We start from the raw sequence: 20465 nt of genomic DNA, 5'->3' as shown, positions 1-20465 counted from the left end.
ACGTTACCTGCACTTTCGCAACAATTCGCGTCTTTTATTCGACGTATTTGTTGCGACGCAACACATCTAGTTTCAGCCGCTTTTACTGGCATGTTAAGCTACGCGCCGAATTGACCTAATTCACATCATTTAGAAGCTTTTAATGAAAATAACTTTGCGAACAACGCAAATTTTTTATCCAAAATAAATCACGGAGAGCACTTTGAACAAAATTCAAACGCCAGGTGCGCACACTATCCTGGGGCATCCAGATAGTCTGTTTGTCCTGTTTTTCACAGAAATGTGGGAACGGTTTTCTTACTACGGTATGCGCGCTTTGCTCGTGCTGTTCCTGGTCACGGAAGTGGCAAAAGGCGGCTGGGGCTGGACCCGCGCTGATGCGACAGCCTTATATGGCTGGTACACCGGCCTGGTTTATCTGACGCCGATTCTGGGCGGCTATATCGCCGACCGTATCCTCGGTAGCCGCAGAGCCGTGGTTTTGGGTGGTTTCGTAATCGCTGCCGGTCACGCGTGTTTGCTGTTTGACACACCGACCATGTTTTATACCGGCCTGGGTCTGGTCGTTGCCGGTACAGGTTTGTTTAAACCAAATATCTCGGCGATCGTTGGTCAGTTGTACACCAAGGACAATGAAGGCGGCCGCGACGGTGGTTACACACTGTTCTACATGGGCGTGAACTCCGGTGCGTTCTTCGGTATTTTGTTGTGCGGTTATATTGGCGAAAAAATCTCCTGGTCACTGGGCTTCGGTCTCGCCGGTGCCTTCATGATGCTGGGCGCGGTGCAATTCTATTTTGCACAAGGTATTTTTGGTCAGATCGGTTTATCCAAATCGCAAAAAACTGAAGAAGTCGTGCATGAAGAAGCCGAACCCCATATTGTTGCCGATCGCCTGAAAGCTATCTGCGTCTTTTCATTCTTCACGATCTTCTTCTGGTTTGCGTTTGAGCAATCCGGTGGTTCTATGACGATTTTTGCGGCTGACTACACCGACCGTACTTTAGCCGGTACCAGCGGCATGACTTTTAAAATCATCAATACGCTGATCACGATCATCCCGACCTTCATCCTGTCCTGGTTGCTGGTGAAATTATTCGGCGGTACCGCGAAAAAATACCTGATGTCTAACATACTGCTAGTGGTCTGTATGGCCTTGATCTGGTCGCTGGTAATCTGGATGCTGTCACGTGAATTTTCTCTTGATCAATCTAGCGTACCGGCCACCTGGTTCGGTGTTCTGAACTCCTTCTTTATCGTGATTCTCGCGCCGATGTTTTCCAAGATCTGGGAAAAATACTGGAATCCTAGCGGCCCGGTAAAGTTCGGGGTCGGCTTGATTTTGCTGGGTCTGGGTTTCGCAGCCTTGTCTTACGGCTCAGCGAGCATCCCGGCAGGTGCGAAAACCGCGTCCGTCAGCATGGTTTTCCTGATTGTTGCCTATCTATTCCATACGATGGGTGAATTGTGTATCTCCCCTGTCGGCCTGTCCTACATCAGTAAGCTGGCGCCACCGCGTTTGCTGGGCCTGATGTTTGGCGTCTGGTATGTGAATACGGCCATCGCGAACAAACTCGCTGGTTTTACCGGAAGCTATATCGATCACATTTCTGAGACTTATTCTTTGTCGACGTTCTTCCTGATTTTTACCATCATCCCGATTACAGCCGGCCTGGTATTCATGATGCTGAATAAATGGATGCATAGAAAAATGCACGGTATTCACTAATACCATCCACCAGCTTTTGCGTTTGACGTATCCTCAGAGAGGTCGTCCAACGCATCAAAAGAAAATCCCCGCTCAGTTCACTGGCGGGGATTTTTTAATATCTGGTCAGCAATTAGCTGACACTAAACAACAACCGTTAAGGCTAAGCAATACTGGGCCGTATTGAGTAAAATTCAGCCACTAAAATCAGCGCTCAATCGCCAGTGCGACGCCCATACCACCACCGATACACAGACTTGCCAGGCCTTTTTTGGCGTCACGACGTATCATTTCATGGATCAGGCTTACCAGAATACGAGCACCTGATGCGCCGATAGGATGGCCGATTGCGATCGCCCCGCCGTTGACGTTGATCTTGCTGGTGTCCCAGCCCATTTCTTTGTTCACGCCGATTGCCTGTGCAGCGAAGGCTTCGTTAATTTCCATCAGATCAAGGTCTTGATGAGTCCAGCCAGCCTTGCGCAGGCAGAGTTGTGCTGCGGGTACCGGGCCCATGCCCATGATGGTCGGATCAACACCGGCGGAGGAGTAGGCTTTGATACGCGCCAGTACTGGCAGACCCAGCTCTTCGGCTTTGCGTGCTGACATCATGATGACAGCGGCTGCGCCATCGTTGAGGCCGGAGGCATTGCCTGCGGTGACGGTGCCGTTCTTGTCGAATGCCGGACGCAATGCTGCCAGAGATTCCAGCGTTGCACCGTGTTTGATGAACTCGTCACTATCGAACACGGTTGTGCCTTTTTTACTGGCGATTTCCAGCGGAATAATTTCATCCGCAAACTTACCTGCTTTTTGTGCAGCTTCTGCCTTGTTTTGTGATGCCAGTGCGAACAGGTCTTGTTCTTCGCGAGTCACACCATATTTCTTGGCGACGTTTTCGGCAGTGATACCCATGTGGTATTGGTTGTACACGTCCCACAAGCCATCGACGATCATGGTGTCGACCAGTTTGGTGTCACCCATGCGGAAACCGTCGCGCGAGCCATTCAGCACGTGTGGCGATGCGCTCATGTTTTCCTGTCCACCGGCAATAATAATATCGGCGTCACCGGCTTTGATCGACTGGGCGGCGAGATGTGTCGCCTTGAGACCACTACCGCAGACTTTATTGATCGTGAATGCAGGCACCATAGTCGGCAAACCCGCTTTGATGACGGCTTGACGCGCTGCGTTTTGTCCTACGCCCGCGGTCAGAACCTGACCCAGGATCACTTCATTAATCAGATCAGCGCTCAAACCCGTTTTGGCTAACAAGCCTTTGATAACATGCGCGCCCAGATCGGATGCGGCGATTTTTGCCAGTGAACCACCAAATTTGCCTACTGCGGTGCGACCTGCAGCAACGATGACGACGTCTTGCATTTGATTCTCCTAGTTGAAATGCTCTTCATAGAGCCTGATGTGTGACGGTATTTTAATGCCAGCGCGCAGATAGCGCCTGTGGGATCGACGTTTTAGGCAAAAAAATAGGCCCGACGTTTCCGTGGGCCTATTTTTTTGATGCGAAGTGTCAGTGATGTAGCGATAATTTGTGCTTACCTTGGTATTAGCGTTAATTAACGCAGCACAATCACCTGACAGTCATGACTTGCGTCAGATTACTTCTTGCTGCGAGTAGTTTTTTCAGCAGCTTGTGTAAATTGCTGAGTTGCTTTTGCCAGATTGTCTTCCAGCGTCTGTACTGCTTGTTTGCTAGTTTTAGACAATTGCTCGTAACCTGCATTGATATTACCGACAACAGCTTTCAACGCCGTTACTGCCTGCTCGGAACCAGCCGGTGCGTTTTTTGTGACTTCGTCGATCAAAGCGACAACTTTCGTGTTTGTCTCAGCGATATGGGCTTCAACTGCTTTAGTGAATTCAGCTTGAGTAGCGGAAGTGATCGATGCCAGGTGACGGCCATAAGCCAAGGCTTTTTCTGCACTTGGTTGTGCTTGAGCAGCTGTCAAAGAAAAGAATTCTTTTGGATCTTTTGCACTAACGAGTTGCTTAGCAGCGGCAGTACCTTCTTCGATACTTGCTTTAGCCGCATTGACGTTCAAAGCAACGAGTTGCTCCAAACCTTCAAATGCTTTTTTGTTCAATGCTGTCAAAGAAGCGAATTGCGCTTCGAGGCTGGATTTAGTCGCAGCGATAAATTGTTCTGGTGTTGTAAACATGGTGTTCTCCTGAGGAAAAATGATAAAAAAATGAGGATTTTCACAGCGCTTTCCATCTCATTTACCAAATGGTGCACCGCAACAATTCTTATTCTACACGCTTATTTTTAACGGTCAAGCGGTTTTTTGTGCGCTGCACCAAAATATTTGTAACAGCGTCTTTCTGACCGAAATCCCTGCTGACATGCGAAAATATTGCTATGAATACAAATACCTTACATAGTCCTGGCGGTCACTCTGCCAGTACCTCTGCCACATTATTCTCTACCCACTGCGCCGATTTACCCTGGGTGCGCTGGGCGATGCCTGGCGCGCAATTCAAATTACTCAGCGCTGATCCGGACAGCGGGCGTTTCTCATTGATGATCAAAGTCGAAAAAGACAGCCTGGCACCCTTACATCGCCATGTCGGTGCGGTCGAAGGCTATATTCTCGAAGGTAGCTTCCATTACCACGACGACCCGGTGACTCGCTTTGTTGCAGGCGATTATCTGCTTGAAAAAGATGGCGCAATACACCGTCCTGTCAGTCCGGAAGGTACCGTCATGTTTGCCGTGTTTCATGGTCCTGTCGAGGGCATCGCCGAAACAGGTGAAGTCATCGGTACAATCGACTGCCAGTGGCATATGCGTGCCTGGCAATCGGCACTGGATAAAATCGCCAGCCAATCCGGCCAGAAAACGCTTACGTCGTCGCAGGTCGAATCATTTCAAGTTTAATCATTTTCTGAAACCAAGATCAGGCAGCCATGTTCTCAACCCGTAGCAAAATCACGACCGGTATTGCATGGCTACTATTCACCTTATTGATGGTGCTGGTCGCCATCCAGGACTATCGCCGTGAAGGCGGCACCGCCATATGGCAACCGATCTTGTGGGAGAGTTCCTCTGCGGTGGTCGGCCTGTCGCTGTGGTTGACGCAAAGATGCTTCACGCAAAAGTATGACTATCTGCTGGCAACCCCATGGCGCTGGTTCGGCGTGCAATTGCTGTGCATGCCGCTGATATGCCTAAGCTTTGTACCTCTCACGTTTGGAATACGCCATCTGGTGTATTACTGGATGGCTACCACGTACCGGCACGACTCCTGGCCGCAGTTATATTTTTATGAGTCATTAAAACTCTCGATATTTTTTGGATTGTTTACCGTGATCCTGTTCGGGATTTTGTCTTACTTTAACCTGATCAAAGAAAAACTCGCCACCGAACGCTCAAATGCTTTATTCCGCCAGGCGCAATTGCAAAGACTGTCGCAGCAGATGCAGCCGCATTTCTTATTCAATGCCCTGAACACGATCTCCTCCTTGATGCATACCGATGTCGAGCGCGCTGATGCGACCTTAATCCAGTTAGCCGATGTCTTACGTGCCACGCTGGAAGTCAGTGAACTACATGAAGCGCCACTGGCTACAGAATTACGACTGGTGCGCGGTTACGCTCAGGTGATGGCAGAACGCTATGCAGACAGAGTCGCCATCACATGGCAGATCGACGAGGATGCACTGGCCTGCACATTGCCAGTCATGAGTCTGCAACCCTTGCTGGAAAATATTTTCAAACACACGGTCGAGCAATGCCGACAGCTCACGCAGATACGGATTGTGGCGCAGCGCGAAGGTCAGTCGCTGCTAATCAGATTAAGTGACGATCAGGGTACGCTCAAAGCCAGCAGCGCTAATCCGGGATTTGGATTGCGCAATATACGTGAACGACTGGCGCTGATGTATGGTGATGCCGCCAGCCTGACGCTCGTGCAACTTGAGCCTGCCGGTGTGCAGGCGGAAATGCGTTTGCCATGCGCATACTGATCGTAGATGACGAACGTCCGGCCAGAGATAAACTGCGCAGGCTATTGAATCATGAAACCGGTATCAGCGCCATACAGGAAGCACGGGACGCCTATGAAGCGCTGCACATCATTGCAGAATTTCAACCGGATGTCGCCTTCCTCGATATCCAGATGCCCGAGGTCACTGGCATTGAGCTGGCGGCGTCTCTCCCCTCGCCTGCACCGCTGATCGTCTTCGTGACGGCCTATGATCAATATGCGATCCGCGCATTTGATGCCAATGCGATTGATTATCTGCTGAAGCCCTATGATCAGGCGCGTTTACAGCGCGCCTTGATGAGAGTACGAACCCGGTTGCAAGAACGTCTGTCAGATAACCAGCTCCCTTTGCTAACACCGCCAACGGCGGCGTACCCGGTACAGCAATTACTGATCACGGAGCGCGGCGTCACCCGTGTGGTCCGTACCGAACAGATACGCTGGATAGAAACTGCCGATAATTATGTAGTTCTGCATTGTGAACATGAGCATCCCCTGATGCGTCAGACCCTGAGCAGCCTGCTCGACACTTTGGGTACGCAGTTTGCCCGCTGCCATCGCCGCGCTGCAGTGCAGTTAGACTGGATAGACCGGATTATTTCGCTGGAAAAAGGCGATGCAGAAATCGTACTGCGCTCTGGTGAACATGTTGCTTGCAGCCGCCAGTACCGGCTAGAACTCATCGAAAAAATACAGGCGAATCCGTCTCGCCCCAACTAGCACCCGTTTCGCCCCATTCCGCTGGATCAGTCGCATCGTGGCACTTATTCTGAAATCCGTTCTCACCTCTCAGAAGTGATCACCATGAATCAACACGCTACACCGTTATCGATAACATCGGCATCCCGTCTGTACTTTCTGGACTGGGTACGCATTGTCGCCTTTATGCTATTGATCGTGTATCACACAGGTATGTATTACGTGACCTGGGGTTTTCATATCAAAAGTGATTTTGCCAGCGATGCGATAGAGCCGCTGATGATGCTGTCGTCGCCGTGGCGGCTTAGCCTGCTGTTTATGATCTCAGGTGTGGCATCTGCTTTTATGCTGAAAAAGCTGAGTGCCAGCCAGTTCATGCGACAACGCAGCAGTCGCCTGCTGATTCCACTCCTGTTTGGCATGCTGGTAATCGTGCCGCCTCAATCCTATTTTGAGGTCGTAGAGAAAATTGCGTATCAGGGCAGCTATCTCGATTTCATGCAACTGTATCTGAAGGGCTACCACGGCTTTTGCGACAAAGACGGCTGCCTGCGCCTGCCCACCTGGAATCATCTCTGGTTCGTCGTTTACCTCTGGACTTACAGCATATTACTTGGTGCACTGATGCTGAGTCTGGGTAAGCGCTTTGACGCGTTCTCAGAGTTTCTCGGACGCTGGTTGTGTGGCTGGAAAATTATTCTGATTCCGCTGGCAATCCTGGCACTGGAACGGATCACCTTGTTTTCGCAATTCCCGTCTACCCATGCGCTGGTGAACGACTGGTATAACCATGCGAACTATTTTATGGTGTTTTTACTCGGTGCACTCATGGCGACGCAGACCACATTCTGGGCCAATGTCGATCAGCAACGCTGGATAAATCTTGGTCTTGCCCTGAGCTGCTGGAGCTTGTTGATGGTGTATTACGCCATCGGCGACAAGATCATCCCCCCTGCGCAAATCGAATTCTGGCGTCACCTGCAACGTGTGGTGTATGCGCTATGCCAGTGGAGTGCCATCCTCGCCGTATGCGGCTTTGCCCACCGGCACCTGCAATTCGACAGTAGCAAACGCCGTTATTTAACCGAAGCGGTTTTCCCTGTGTATATCCTGCATCAGACACTGATCATCGCGATGGCGCATTTCTTCAAACCAGCCAAACTAAATCCCGTACTTGAAGGCGTGATCCTGATCACGCTAACGATCACGCTGAGTTTCGGCTTGTTTGAAATCGTACGCAGAATAGCGATCTTGCGTCCGCTATTTGGTCTGGCAAAAATCAAACAAGCTCATTCACAATTGCAGGATGCGAACCAACCGGTTAGCCAATCCGATCAAGCTGCTGTGCTCAACCTACCGCAAGTGCCTGATAGGCAAGGCGTTTAAACTCAAACGAAAACGGATGCCAGAAACTCATCTGGCGCTGCGTCATCAGCAAACCCGCAATCTGATGACGCGGAGAAATCCACCAGTGCGTACCGGCGATACCGCCCCACTCAAATTCACCGGCAGAACCAGCAGGATCAATCGATGAAGGTTGCAGGGTCACTGCACCACCGAGGCCAAACCCTTTACCCGGCACATTGCCAACCCCGGGAAAAGCGATACCGCTGCCCTCCGGTAAATGATTCTGCATCATCAGTGTCATGGTCTCGTCACGCAAGAGACGCGGACCGCCATTCATCAGACTGCGCATCAGGGCGACCATATCATGCAAACTGGAGACCAGTCCGCCGCCGCCCGATAAACGAGGTACGGGCGTGACGAAAGCACCGGGGTAAGGTGATTTTTCCAGACGTTTCAGGCCACGCTGCAAAATATTGGCCGGATCGCTGCCAGCGTAATAGGCCGTCAGCCTGTCCAGCTTATCAGCTGGAACGACAAAGCCCGTGTCATGCATACCCAGCGGGTCGAAAATATGGGCTTTCAGGTATGCATCAAAACGCATGCCACTGACCACCTCAACCAGACGCGACAAGACATCGGTCGCAATCGAATATTCCCATTGAGAACCAGGATGAAAAGTCAGAGGTAAATCTTCCAGCACATCAATCATCGCCGACAGAGGCGTCATCGCATTCATCACCTTACGCTCGACATACGCCTTATAAATCGTACTGCCATGATCAAGTAAGCCATAGCTCAAACCAGACGTATGGCTGAGTAACTGACGTATCGTGATAGAAGATTGTGCCGGTTCCGTATCGTCAATACTCGTAGCACCCGGACGCAATACGCGGCGCCGCGCTAATTGCGGCAGATAGTGCTCGATGGCGTCGTCAAGCTGTAATTTTCCGGCTTCCATTAACTGCAATACGGCAATCGAGGTCACCAGTTTGCTATTCGAAAACACCCGGAATAAATGGTCCTCGCGTAAAGCAATCTGATTCTCTTTATCCGCCCATCCGGCGCAATGCACATCAAGCAGATCCTGTCCGGCCAGAATCGCCGTTGACACCCCCGCCAGGATGTCTTTATCGATGTAACGCTGCATGGCATGGTGCACTTTACTAAAATCGTGCTTAGTCTGATTTGTCATAGGTTGCCTTGATTTATCTCTCTTAAATTTTTTTGACTATTCTGATTGTTATGTATCTTGCTCTCACAGAATTGAGTACTTGCTGCCTTCATTCATCTGTCCCTTCGCCATCCTAGCTTGTACAAAAAAAGCTTGTCCTATCCGCACGCCTGCAACTGCAAGGCTTACTCATCAAAACGTCGGCATTCATGTTTAGAGGTGATGCACTAAATCAACGCAGAGTGTTTGTGAATAAAGCTTTCGTCCAAAATAGGCATTTTTTCTTCTGGTTTTTGTTGCATTGCAAATTGACAACATGGCTGCTTCGTTTCGATACTTGCCAGCGATTAGAGATGAATGCACGTTCAATCCAATAAAAATCTCCTCACTAAAAAGACGCATTTCCTGATCACTTTTCCTGTTTCTGTTCTACGGTTTTACCTGGTTTTTCTTTCCATGGTTTACACGCAGGAGCTTGATAATGAAGCTGATACGTCTTTTTACAAAAGTACTGTTCATCGCATCCCCGGCCACATCCGGTAAGGCCTTTGCCACTGCCCGTGCGCACATGCCCGCAAGCGCTACACAAATTATCCCTGGTAAAGGCCTCTCTCCCTAACGCGGATAGCGAACTACATCGGCGAGCCACGTCTTTGTGCCACCGGTCTACGTCACAGCGTATCAAAAAAATCTTACCTGGTCAGATCCGGTCAGATACCGGATGATTTTTGTACTCATGTCCGTTTCTGGAATTAAAAATTTTACCGCGCTACAGACACACTAAAAAATTGAAAGGAGACCATCTTCAATAACTAAACCGCCAGCAAATAGGACTACGACATAACGATAAAAATACCACCTAGAGATTCACTCAAAGGAGACACAACATGAATAGGAAATTCCGTACCGCGATACACACATGCTTACCCGCACTTGTCTTGCCTACCCTGCTTGCGTTTGGACCGGAGGCAATGGCCAGCACCCTGAACCAAAACGTTTCCTGGACCATTGACCGGGCTGGCACTACCTCCAAATACCGCGTGGTGGCCTATGGCGATTCTATCTATGCCGGTTACAACGGTTCGATCAGCAATGCGGCGAAATATTCAGCACCGACGGTAGACGCGGAATATCTCTCTGCATTATGGAACGCCGATATCGAAAGCGTACGCCGCACCAAATCCGGGGCAATTGCTTCAGATGTTTATCAAAACAAGATCGTCGCGGAAAAATCCTACATGCAGGCCAGCTCTACCCGCGTCGTCACGTTCGAAATGTGTGGCAACGATGGCTTGCAGGCACGTACCAGTTTCAAAGGTCAGACCGGCACCTGCGATTACACCGTGCTGACAACAGCAGAGAGTAACTGCAAAGCGAATGTGGCGGCAGCGATGGATTACATCAACGCCAACGCCTATGCCGGTGTCAAGCTGAAGGTCGTCTCGAACCTGCATTATCCTGGCTATGCTGCGGACAATACACAGAGTTCATGTAAAGACGCAACAAGCGGCGCGACGGTGAAGATGCAAGACAAATTTCTGCCTGTGCTCGCGCGGATGAACTTCATGATGTGCGACACTGCGCGCCAAAAAGGTTTCCAGTGTGCGGATAACTTTGCCCAGTACATGGGTGCAGATTACGACAGCAATGGCGACGGGCTGATCGACTCCGACGCGCTGCGCTATGTGAACGGCGAGAGCGAATCGAGTTACGTCACTCGTATTACCTCAACACTACGCTCTACTATCCGCGACGCCAACACACACTTTGTCTCGGCCAGCAGCAGCTACGACTACATCCAGTCTGACGATACCCATCCGACTTATAACGGCAGTACGGTCTCCGCCGGTCTGTTTAGCAGTACCACTGGCACGGGTGCACCACGCTACACCACAATTACTGGCGGTAAAAATCCGATCTGGAACCAGTATGGGCATGAGCGTATGGGCTGGGCGGTATCGACGTTTAATCCGGCAACACCTTAATCACCCGGAGCAAGCCATCCCATGAACGCACCGCGCCGTTCTGGCCCGCCATCGTCCAAACAGGGCGCTGGCGGGCGCACCTGGCGACCGTCCGTCGCCTACCTCGCTGTCGCCATTGCGCTGGCGTTAATCGCTGGCGGTCTGGTGTTTTTGTTGCTGTCCTCAGCAGAGGATCCAGCCGATATCGCCGCCAGGATGGCCGCCCAGCCAAACTCGGCAAGTGGTATGGCTAGCTGGCCACCGCCGATGCCTGTAACGCCAATAACCCCGGCGCAAGATATGTCGAAGACTTTACCGGAAGGTGATGCCGATCCGACGCGTGATCTGTCCAGCTATGTCATGCGCGGTGAAAATCCGACCATGCCCGAGGTAATAGAACGCCTGCATCAGGCTGGTATTCACTCGGGTCTGGGTGCCTTCTCTTTGCCTGGCACCCGTCCACCGATGACCGGGCTTGCGGTACCGGAAGACTTCGTGCTGCCTGCTGGCTACGTGCGCCATCATCAGGCCACCGATGACGGACAGCGCATTGAAGCGATTCTGATGTTTGCGCCTGATCACCAGTTTTTTGACGCCAATAAACAGCCCGTCGTGATCCCGGCGAATCGCGTGGTACCGGCCGAACTCGCACCACCCGGCTTTCCTATCCGGCACATCGTTATCCCTGCACCTGTCGAACAACAAAAATCCGGACACTGAACTCCATGATCTTATTTTCTTCTCCCATCGTAGGTATTGCCACGGGCATTCTCGCCAGTGCGCTTCTGTCTTGTTTGTATGCACTTGGCGGCGCTGGCTGGCTGCTTGGTTTTATTCTCTTTGTGCCTTGGTTGCTTACGCTAAACGGCCAGCAGACAATGACCGGTACGCTGGTGTCCGCCTATCTGATGTCGGTCGCCTATACCGCAGCGGTATTTGCCTGGTTCGGATTTGCTATCGGCAGTTATACGCAGCTCGGCGCGGTCACCGGCTTGTCGGTGCTGTTGCTGGCAGCGCCACTGTTTCAACCGCAGTTTCTGGCCTTTGCGATAGTACGGTATCTGGCTGGCCGCCAGCATGGTCCGGTGCTCCGCGCATTTGCAGCAGCCGCGGCGTGGGTAGCGACAGAATGGCTGGTGCCGAAGCTCCTCGGTGACACGCTCGGATACGGACTTTATCCATCCCGGCTGCTGCGCCAGGCTGCCGATATTGGCGGTGCGGCAGGTCTGACGGTCATGTTATTACTGGCGAATGAAGGCATCGCTGCTGCCATCGCGCGTCGCGCGCAGGGCTGGCGCGCCACTGTCAAGCCCCTCGCACTCAGCGCGCTGTTGCCACTACTGCTGGCAGGCTACAGCCTGAGCATACTTTCCTCAATATCTGCACCCGCAACTGCTGGCAAACCGCTGCGCATGGGATTGATCCAGGCGAATATCGTAGACTACGAACGCCAGCGGCAAGAGAAAGGCGCCCATGCCGTCGTGAGAGAGGTGCTCGACAAACATTTTGCGATGACTTACGACGCGGTGGTTCGTCAGCGAGCAGACGCGGTACTCTGGTCGGAGACTATTTATCCAACCACGTTCAGCCATCCCAAAAGCGAAGCGGGAGCCGAACTGGATCAGGAAATCCTGGGCATCGTCAATGCGGCCGGCGTACCCTTCGTCTTCGGCACCTATGATCGCGATACGGCCGGAGAATACAATGCCGCGGCGTTCGTCGTACCCGGAGCGGGTCTGCTAGGTTTCTATCGGAAAACCCGCTTGTTTCCGCTTACCGAATACGTGCCTGCATGGCTTGACAGCGCAGTGCTGCGGCGCTGGTTGCCATGGACAGGTACATGGCGTCCCGGTAACGGTGCCCGCGTCTTTCCGTTGCGTCTCGCTGATGGTCGCGATATTCCGGTATTGCCTTTGATTTGTCTTGATGATGTCGATACCGGCCTCGCCATCGACGGCGCACGGCTCGGTGCACAGGCCATCCTGTCGATGTCAAACGATGCCTGGTTCACCAATTATCCGCAGGGTGCAGAGCTGCATCAGTCGGTGGCGGCCTTCCGCAGTATTGAAACGCGGCTCCCTCAGTTTCGGGTCACCACCAACGGCTACAGCGCCGTGATCGATGCCAGCGGCAGCATCCTGGCCGGTGCACGTATGGGCGAACGCACGCTGGTGATTGCCGATGTCCCGGTACCTGTACCACCGAGCACGCTGATGGTGAAATGGGGTAACTGGGTGGGGTTGGCAGGCAGCGTATTTCTCATATCGCTGACCGTATTAGCCGCATTCTCTTCATGGCTCAGACACAGCACACAAGAGCTGGCAAACGCACCCGAAACGAACGAGGTCATGCGATTTCCAGCGAGGGTGACGGTATTGCCGCCGGCTGCCCGTGTGACCACCGGCATATTACGCAGCATCGCGCGTGGCGGACTGCTCTGGATGGGAGCCATGATGCTGTTCAGCGATACTTTGCAGGGAAATACCTTGGCGCAAATTCGCGTTTTTACGGCGATCTTCCTGCTCCCCGAGGCGATTGCCTGGTGTGTCCTGTTCGCCTTTGCCGCACAGCTCACTATCGAAAACGGCATGCTGGTAATCACGCGCGGTTCGCAGCGCATGGAGATCGCGGTTACCGATATTGCTAAAGCCGATGCCTGGCGCTTGCCCGTCCCCGGCGCGGGCATTTCGCTTTGGCTCAACTCCGGTGAGCGCTGGCATTACGGGTTGGCACTTGCCAATCCATCTGCCTTTATCCGCGCACTGCGGATGGCAGGCAGTACCGCGACGCAAGAGGACACCCGCTCACGCGGAACGATGTATGTGCAAGCCCGGCTTGCGATGCGACGCGGACGTCTGGATCAGACGCTGGTGAAATTCGTCCTGCTGCCTCTGGTGCTCGTGCTTCCGGCCTTTCATCTGCATCAGCACATCGCTTACGGCAGCGGTTTCGGCGAATACTATAGCTTCGGCATGAAGGCCTATCTCATGGGTTTCGCACTCTGGTGGGCCGCCTGGACAATCGGCGTAGCGCTGGGGGGTGCCGCGCTACGCGCCACGATTGAAGGACTGGCTCTGCTCGGCGCACTCGTGCGACCAGAGCAAGCCATCAGCGTCCGCCGCGTGCTCGAACGGTGCGGGCTGGCGATACTTTACCTTGGCGTGCCAGCCTGGTTGTTTCTGCGAATCTATAACAGCTAGACGCAAAATTCAGCAACGCAGGAACTCAATAACATGGCGGCGCTCCAATATAAGTTTTTGAGGATTCTTATATTGAATCCGCAGGCTGGATGCGGCTTTCCAAGGCATTTCAGGCCAGCAGGCGCATCTGGCTTGCGGATTGGTGCTTGAAGATTGATTTTGGGAGTTTCTACAAACGTCCCAATTAAAAATCACATGGATAACTTTATGCAAAAACCAAAAACCTCTCACCACAGAGACGCGGAGACACGGAAGAAAGCAGGAGTTTTAGAAATCCGCTTTGGTAAAGCATATAAACGCTTATTCACATCGGGTTCATCTCACTGGCAAAACACGCCGCAGGTTGCTTGACGTCAGGTACGTGACAGTTCGCACCTGGTTTGGTTTATGATGGCTCGTCTACTGTTGAATTGAACTTTGACGCCACTGTTCAGCCTGTTCTCGCAGCACAGAGCGTGCGCACCAGCCCTCCCACCCTGACCAAAACCCGCGATGACGATCAACAATCCCGAATCTTTTTTACGTTCTCTGTACCAGGTCGCAGTTGACGCTGTCAGTGCAGAAAAATGCCTGCCGGCTTTTTTGCCGTCACCACCCGTCAATGGCCGCACGCTGGTGATCGGTGCCGGTAAAGGGGCAGCAGCGATGGCGCGAGTCGTTGAACAGCACTGGCAGGGTCAGGCATCGGATCTGTCGGGTCTGGTCGTTACCCGCTATGGACATGGTGCCGATTGCAAATACATAGAGGTCATCGAAGCAGCGCATCCCGTGCCGGATGCCGCGGGCCAGCAGGCCGCCGCACGTATTTTACAGATGGTGCAAGGATTGACGGCAGACGATCTGGTGCTCTGCCTGATCTCCGGTGGCGGTTCGGCTTTACTCGCCTTACCCGCCGCCGGGATTACACTGGAACAGAAACAGCACATCAATAAAGCCTTGTTAAAAAGCGGTGCCAGCATCGGTGAAATGAATTGTGTACGCAAACACCTGTCGGCAATTAAAGGCGGTAGGTTGGGACTGGCTTGTGGCGCCGCTAAAGTCGTAACCTTACTGATCTCGGATGTACCAGGTGATGAGGCAGGCGTGATCGCCAGCGGCCCGACCCTGCCCGATGCGACCAGCTGTGAGCAGGCGCTGGCGATCCTGCATAAATATGCGATTACCATCCCCGACGCAGTTCAAGAGCACTTACGCTCAGGTCAAGCGGAGACACCGAAACCCGACAATCCCTTATTCGCCGGTCATCAGCACCACATCATCGCCACCGCCCAAAATGCGCTGGATGCGGCGGCAGCAGCAGCGCGTGCCGCTGGTATAACAGCCTACATATTGTCAGACGGAATTGAGGGGGAAGCACGCGATGTCGGCATGGTGCATGCGGCACTGGCAAGGCAGATTGCCGATAAAAATCAGCCCTTCAGCAAACCTTGTGTGGTCTTGTCCGGCGGGGAAACTACCGTCACCGTGCGAGGCAAAGGTCGCGGTGGGCGTAATGCTGAATTTCTGCTGAGTCTGGTCAACACTCTCGATGGACATCCGGGAATTTATGCGCTGGCCTGTGACACCGACGGTATCGACGGTTCAGAAGATAATGCCGGTGCAATCTGCTCCCCGGACACGGTGAAACGCGCAGCCAGTCTGGGTTTGCGGCCAGCGGTGATGCTGGACAATAATGACGGCTATAGTTTTTTTGAAGCGCTTGGCGACCTGATTGTCAGCGGACCGACGCTGACCAATGTGAATGATTTCAGAGCGATACTGATTACTTAACCACTCTGCAGAACGACGCTGCACAATGATGCTGTACAACGGAAAACCGGCATGATTGACAGGTGTCAGCCATGATCACCCTTATAGCCCTGATAGCCCAGATTTTTTACAGCGAACGATATCAGTGCAATGTGCGCAGATATTGTTCGCCGGTAGTGATGTTGATGACGATGTTATCGATGCGGACCGTAATTATTTAGGTGCAGGCAAGTTGAATTTTGCACGGCAAGTGGTACGCATTTGTTTTTCTTCTTTCATGCTCTGCTCCAGCGGCGGCGGATTGCCAGCGTTCTTGGCAGCGCGTGCCGCTCTCTCGGTAAACAATTCTGAAAAACATTCGCAATATTCCTGGAGCTTCGGGTTCCCCTTCAGATCTGCTTCGCCGCCATATTCGACAGGCATCTTGATCCCTTGTGTCATGCACATTTCTGCATAAGGACTAGGTGATTTTGGTGCGGGAGTAGCCGCTTGGGACGTAGCTGTTGCCAGTAATAAAGTAGCGAACAGCGTGGTGAGCAAAGAAGTCTTCATAAGGGTCCGTGAGTAGTTAAAAAGGCCGTATCCGGCGGTCAAATAATTTGAATTTGTCATTTTAACAAAGATCATGTCTATTTATTACTTTTTGCGCCGAGTTCATCACACCGACCATTGCACTCTGGCGCAAATCTTGCGTCAGCAATGGGGCGTATCAATGGATAAGCACGGTGTAGAGAACGAAAAACGCTGGCTGCAATTTATAATGCCAGCAACCGGTTTTTGTTCATCCCCTTTTGTTCATCCCCCTCATTCCCCTTATGTCGCTTCAGAAAGCTCACTTTGATATTGCCTGAATCCGCTATCAGCACGCCGCCAGTACCGCCGCCAAGGCTGGAACTGACGGGGATTTCCAAGCGCTACCCGGCGGTGATTGCCAACGATCAGGTTAACCTGCAAGTCGGCCCAGGAGAAATCCATGCGGTACTTGGCGAAAACGGTGCAGGTAAATCGACGCTGATGAAGATCATCTTTGGTGCAGTCAAACCCGATGCCGGTGTGATGCGCTGGAACGGGCAGGAAATCCGCATCCATCATCCGCAAGAAGCCCGCCAGCTTGGCATCGCCATGGTGTTTCAGCATTTTTCCCTGTTTGATACCTTGACCGTCACGGAAAATATCGCGCTCGGTTTGCCATCCGGTATCGATATGGCTGAACTCGCGATGCAAATACGCCAGACAGGTGACGACTACGGACTGACGCTGGAACCGCACCGGCATGTGCACACGCTGTCGGTGGGTGAAAGACAGCGCGTAGAAATTGTGCGTGCTTTGCTGACCAGGCCGCAGTTATTGATACTCGATGAGCCGACCTCGGTACTGACACCCCAGGCCGTACAAAAATTATTTGTGACACTGAGAAAAATCGCGGCGGAAGGATGCAGCATTTTGTACATCAGCCATAAGCTCGATGAAATTCGCGAACTCTGTCATCATGCGACCGTCATGCGCGGTGGCAAAGTCACGGGCACTTGCGACCCGCGGCAGGAGAGCGCTGCCAGTTTGTCACGCATGATGATCGGTGCCGAACCGGAACAGCATCCGCGCAGCACCACGCAAACATCAGGCGATCTGCGCTTAAAAATCACTCAGCTCAGTCTGCCAAAAGCGCATGCCTTCGCCACGGCATTAGACAACATTGACCTAGATCTATTTGGTGGAGAAATCGTCGGCATCGCCGGGATATCCGGTAACGGTCAGCAAGAATTGCTAGCCGTGCTATCCGGTGAGGACCGGCGCGCCAAGCCCGATATGGTGCGCCTCAAAGGTAAAGCTGTCGGGCATCTGGGGCCGAAAGCCCGTCGCTCATCAGGTCAAAGCCTGGTGCCGGAAGAACGCCTGGGACGCGGTGCGGTACCTGAGATGAGCCTGGCCGGCAATATGTTGCTATCGCATCAGACCGCCCCGCTGGTCAGCCATGGAATGATCCAGTTCCGTCAGGTGACGCAGCTTGCGGCACAGATCATCGATCGCTTCCGCGTGAAGTCATCCGGACCGGATGCATTAGCAAAAAGCCTGTCCGGTGGCAATCTGCAAAAATTCATTGTCGGTCGCGAGATCATGCGCAAACCCGATGTATTCATCGTCGCCCAGCCTACCTGGGGCGTCGATGTCGGTGCCGCCGCACAAATTCATCAAGAGATCCGCCTGCTCAGAGAATCAGGTTGCGCCGTGCTGATCATCTCGGAAGAACTCGACGAATTGTTTGCGCTATGCGATCGTCTGCACGTCATCGCTAAAGGCAAGCTCTCTCCATCAGTCCCGATAGCGGACGCAACACTAGAACAAATAGGCGTGTGGATGAGCGGTCTATGGAACGAACGGATCAATACGCCGGGCACAGCGGAAGATAAGCAAGCGAAACAAAGTAAGCAAAATATAGACGCAACCAGCAATGAAGCAGTGACGCATAGCGCCGACAGAGGCTCTGTATGAGCAGGCCGCTGTTCGCACTGGAAGTACGCGCGACACCGTCCAGAGCGTGGGCTTATCTATCACCGCTACTGGCACTCACATTGACACTGTTACTAGGCGCACTCTTGTTTATCGCGTTAGGTAAAGATCCTGTGAGCGGGCTACAGGTATTTTTGCTGGAACCGGTTAAGAGTAAAGCGGCGATTGCAGAACTCTTGCTCAAGACAACGCCGCTGGTCTTGTGCGCATTAGGTCTCTCGGTATGTTACCGGGCCAACGTCTGGAATATCGGTGCAGAAGGTCAGTTGATCGCCGGTGGAATTGCAGCAGGCAGTACGATTCTGATGTTTGATAATGGCCTGCACACACTGTCCGGCGGCATGGTCCTGGTGCTCGCAACAGGCGCAGGGATAGCGGGTGGCGCATTATGGGCGTCTGTCACGGCCTTACTCAAAGACCGTTTTCATGCGAACGAAATCTTGGTATCGCTGATGCTGACCTACATTGCGCAACTCTTGCTGATGTATCTGGTGAACGGTCCGCTGAAAGATCCGCATGGCATGAATTTTCCGCAGTCGAAGGTGTTTTCAAGCGACTATCTTCTGCCGACATTGTTGACAGGAAGCCGTTTGCATATTGGTTTTATCGTGATGCTGGTCGCAACGGCGGGCATGACGATTTTTATCTATCGCAGTTTTGCAGGCTATCGTCTGACTGTCGGCGGACTCGCGCCGCTGGCGGCGCGCTATGCCGGTTTTTCCAGTCGAAAAGCGCTGTGGACCTCGCTGCTGATCTCTGGCGGGTTTGCGGGACTGGCGGGGGCATTTGAAGTTGCCGGTCCTATCGGTCAGGTCTTGCCATCGATTTCTCCGGGTTACGGTTTTGCCGCGATCATCGTCGCCTTTATCGGGCGACTGCATCCTGTCGGTACTGTGTTTGGCGGCATCATTTTGTCGCTGTTTTATCTTGGTGGTGAAATGGCGCAGTCACGTCTGGGTTTGCCGTCTGCGATCACCGGCTTATTCCAGGGGATGTTGCTGTTTTTATTGCTGGCTTGCGATACCTTGATTCACTATCGCCTGCGCTGGAAATAGGGAACGCTCCTCCCTCGCCCGCTCACTGCTCAATGGAGCGGATGAAAAATAGAGATCACATAGAGATAACCAGAGGTAACGATGGAAAATTTTGCTGCACTGATTGCTGCGTCAATCAACTCAGGCACACCGCTCTTAATCGCCGCGCTGGGCCTGCTGATCAATGAGCGTGCGGGTGTCTTAAACCTGGGTGCCGAGGGCATGATGCTGGTTTCGGCCATCGTTGGTTTTGCGGTTGGTTACCAGACTCATAGCCCTGTACTCGGGTTTATTGCGGGTGCCATTGCCGGTATGCTGATGGCAAGTCTGTTCGCCTGGCTAGCGCTGATGCTGGCGACGAACCAGGTAGCGACCGGGCTCGCTTTGTCTATTTTCGGTGCTGGCCTGTCGGCCTTTATCGGGCAGTCCTTTGTCGGAATGTCGATTACCAATCAAGTCACAGCTTTGCCGTATTTATCGGCGCTGCCTTTCGTTGGTGTGGCTTTTTTCAGTCATCACTGGATGGTGTATTTCAGCTTTGCCTTATGTGTTGCGATTACCTGGTTCTTGTATCGCAGCCGTGCCGGACTGATCTTGCGCGCTATCGGCGAATCACCGGAATCGGCTCATGCGCTCGGCTATCCGGTACGCACATTACGCTTCGCAGCGCTGCTATTTGGCGGTGCATGTTGTGGCCTCGCCGGTGCATATTTGTCGCTGGTCTACACGCCCATGTGGGTGGAGGGTCTGGTTGCCGGTCGCGGCTGGATCGCACTGGCACTGACGACCTTTGCGACCTGGCGTCCGGCACGGGTCTTGCTCGGTGCCTTACTGTTTGGTAGTGTCACGATTTTGCAATTTCATTTTCAGGCAATCGGGATCGCCATCCCTTCGCAAATTTTATCGATGCTGCCTTACCTCGCAACGATTGTAGTGCTGGTGCTGATCTCGCGTAATCCTGACTGGATACGATTGAACATGCCCGCCTCGCTAGGCAAGCCGTTTCGCCCTGGATCTGCGTAATCCCCATTACGAATTATTCTGTTATTTTTGATTTTTTAGTTTGTCGTTCACCTCA

General features: G+C 52.7%; 17 protein-coding genes. 13 read left to right on the top strand and 4 right to left on the bottom strand.

What is annotated here, in order from left to right:
* The first annotated feature begins 202 nt into the window (after window positions 1-202).
* Complete coding sequence (locus tag ACO0K4_RS04275; protein ID WP_422955350.1) at window positions 203-1729, top strand: peptide MFS transporter; 1527 nt, start codon at window positions 203-205, stop codon at window positions 1727-1729.
* Between the two features lie 186 nt (window positions 1730-1915).
* On the opposite strand, the gene ACO0K4_RS04270 is transcribed toward ACO0K4_RS04275, so the two are convergent.
* Window positions 1916-3091, bottom strand: a complete 1176-nt coding sequence (locus ACO0K4_RS04270) for an acetyl-CoA C-acetyltransferase (protein WP_422955349.1) — start codon at window positions 3089-3091, stop codon at window positions 1916-1918.
* A gap of 236 nt (window positions 3092-3327) precedes the next feature.
* Entirely contained in the window at window positions 3328-3888 is a 561-nt protein-coding gene (locus ACO0K4_RS04265; RefSeq protein ID WP_422955348.1) for a phasin family protein, read from the bottom strand.
* Between the two features lie 200 nt (window positions 3889-4088).
* Here ACO0K4_RS04265 and ACO0K4_RS04260 point away from each other — a divergent pair, with 200 nt between their 5' ends.
* From ACO0K4_RS04260 to ACO0K4_RS04245, 4 genes are all read left to right on the top strand, one after another.
* The gene (locus ACO0K4_RS04260; protein ID WP_422955347.1) at window positions 4089-4607 is read left to right on the top strand and encodes a 2,4'-dihydroxyacetophenone dioxygenase family protein; all 519 of its coding nucleotides are present in this window, start codon (window positions 4089-4091) and stop codon (window positions 4605-4607) included.
* Window positions 4608-4636: 29 nt separating this feature from the next.
* The gene (locus ACO0K4_RS04255; RefSeq protein WP_422955346.1) at window positions 4637-5695 is read left to right on the top strand and encodes a sensor histidine kinase; all 1059 of its coding nucleotides are present in this window, start codon (window positions 4637-4639) and stop codon (window positions 5693-5695) included.
* Window positions 5683-6435: a LytR/AlgR family response regulator transcription factor gene (locus ACO0K4_RS04250; RefSeq protein ID WP_422955345.1), complete on the top strand. Its 753-nt coding sequence runs from the start codon at window positions 5683-5685 to the stop codon at window positions 6433-6435. The genes ACO0K4_RS04255 and ACO0K4_RS04250 overlap by 13 nt, the downstream gene beginning before the upstream one ends.
* An 84-nt stretch (window positions 6436-6519) precedes the next feature.
* Complete coding sequence (locus tag ACO0K4_RS04245; RefSeq protein WP_422955344.1) at window positions 6520-7800, top strand: acyltransferase family protein; 1281 nt, start codon at window positions 6520-6522, stop codon at window positions 7798-7800.
* Here ACO0K4_RS04245 and ACO0K4_RS04240 read toward each other — a convergent pair.
* Window positions 7763-8953 carry a serine hydrolase domain-containing protein gene (locus ACO0K4_RS04240; RefSeq protein WP_422955343.1) on the bottom strand — a complete coding sequence of 397 codons (1191 nt, stop codon included), beginning with the start codon at window positions 8951-8953 and terminating at the stop codon, window positions 7763-7765. The two genes, ACO0K4_RS04245 and ACO0K4_RS04240, sit on opposite strands and share 38 nt — an antisense overlap.
* A gap of 460 nt (window positions 8954-9413) precedes the next feature.
* Here ACO0K4_RS04240 and ACO0K4_RS04235 point away from each other — a divergent pair, with 460 nt between their 5' ends.
* The 5 genes from ACO0K4_RS04235 (at window position 9414) to ACO0K4_RS04215 (ending at window position 15866) form a co-directional block, all read left to right on the top strand.
* Complete coding sequence (locus tag ACO0K4_RS04235) at window positions 9414-9551, top strand: hypothetical protein (RefSeq protein WP_422955342.1); 138 nt, start codon at window positions 9414-9416, stop codon at window positions 9549-9551.
* Window positions 9552-9819: 268 nt separating this feature from the next.
* Complete coding sequence (locus ACO0K4_RS04230; RefSeq protein WP_422955341.1) at window positions 9820-10917, top strand: SGNH/GDSL hydrolase family protein; 1098 nt, start codon at window positions 9820-9822, stop codon at window positions 10915-10917.
* Window positions 10918-10938: 21 nt separating this feature from the next.
* Window positions 10939-11616: a hypothetical protein gene (locus ACO0K4_RS04225; RefSeq protein WP_422955340.1), complete on the top strand. Its 678-nt coding sequence runs from the start codon at window positions 10939-10941 to the stop codon at window positions 11614-11616.
* A gap of 5 nt (window positions 11617-11621) precedes the next feature.
* Window positions 11622-14096 (top strand): apolipoprotein N-acyltransferase, encoded by a 2475-nt coding sequence (lnt, locus tag ACO0K4_RS04220; RefSeq protein WP_422955339.1) that lies wholly within the window; start codon window positions 11622-11624, stop codon window positions 14094-14096.
* Between the two features lie 492 nt (window positions 14097-14588).
* A complete protein-coding gene (locus ACO0K4_RS04215; RefSeq protein WP_422955338.1) occupies window positions 14589-15866 on the top strand; it encodes a glycerate kinase type-2 family protein in 1278 nt (425 codons plus the stop codon).
* Between the two features lie 192 nt (window positions 15867-16058).
* Here the strand turns inward: ACO0K4_RS04215 and ACO0K4_RS04210 are convergent, their stop codons facing one another.
* Window positions 16059-16397: a hypothetical protein gene (locus ACO0K4_RS04210; protein WP_422955337.1), complete on the bottom strand. Its 339-nt coding sequence runs from the start codon at window positions 16395-16397 to the stop codon at window positions 16059-16061.
* A gap of 291 nt (window positions 16398-16688) precedes the next feature.
* Between ACO0K4_RS04210 and ACO0K4_RS04205 the strand changes: the two genes are divergently transcribed.
* From ACO0K4_RS04205 to ACO0K4_RS04195, 3 genes are all read left to right on the top strand, one after another.
* On the top strand, window positions 16689-18335 hold the full coding sequence (locus tag ACO0K4_RS04205; RefSeq protein ID WP_422955435.1) for an ABC transporter ATP-binding protein: 1647 nt from the start codon (window positions 16689-16691) through the stop codon (window positions 18333-18335).
* The gene (locus ACO0K4_RS04200) at window positions 18332-19408 is read left to right on the top strand and encodes an ABC transporter permease (protein WP_422955336.1); all 1077 of its coding nucleotides are present in this window, start codon (window positions 18332-18334) and stop codon (window positions 19406-19408) included. The genes ACO0K4_RS04205 and ACO0K4_RS04200 overlap by 4 nt, the downstream gene beginning before the upstream one ends.
* 81 nt (window positions 19409-19489) lie before the next feature.
* Window positions 19490-20410: an ABC transporter permease gene (locus ACO0K4_RS04195; protein ID WP_422955335.1), complete on the top strand. Its 921-nt coding sequence runs from the start codon at window positions 19490-19492 to the stop codon at window positions 20408-20410.
* Window positions 20411-20465: the final 55 nt, after the last annotated feature.

The sequence above is a fragment of the Undibacterium sp. RuTC16W genome, assembly GCF_049339445.1.
Lineage (GTDB): Bacteria > Pseudomonadota > Gammaproteobacteria > Burkholderiales > Burkholderiaceae_D > Undibacterium.
The sequence above is the reverse complement of the archived record's forward strand: the minus strand, read 5'-3'. Positions and strand labels throughout refer to the sequence as shown.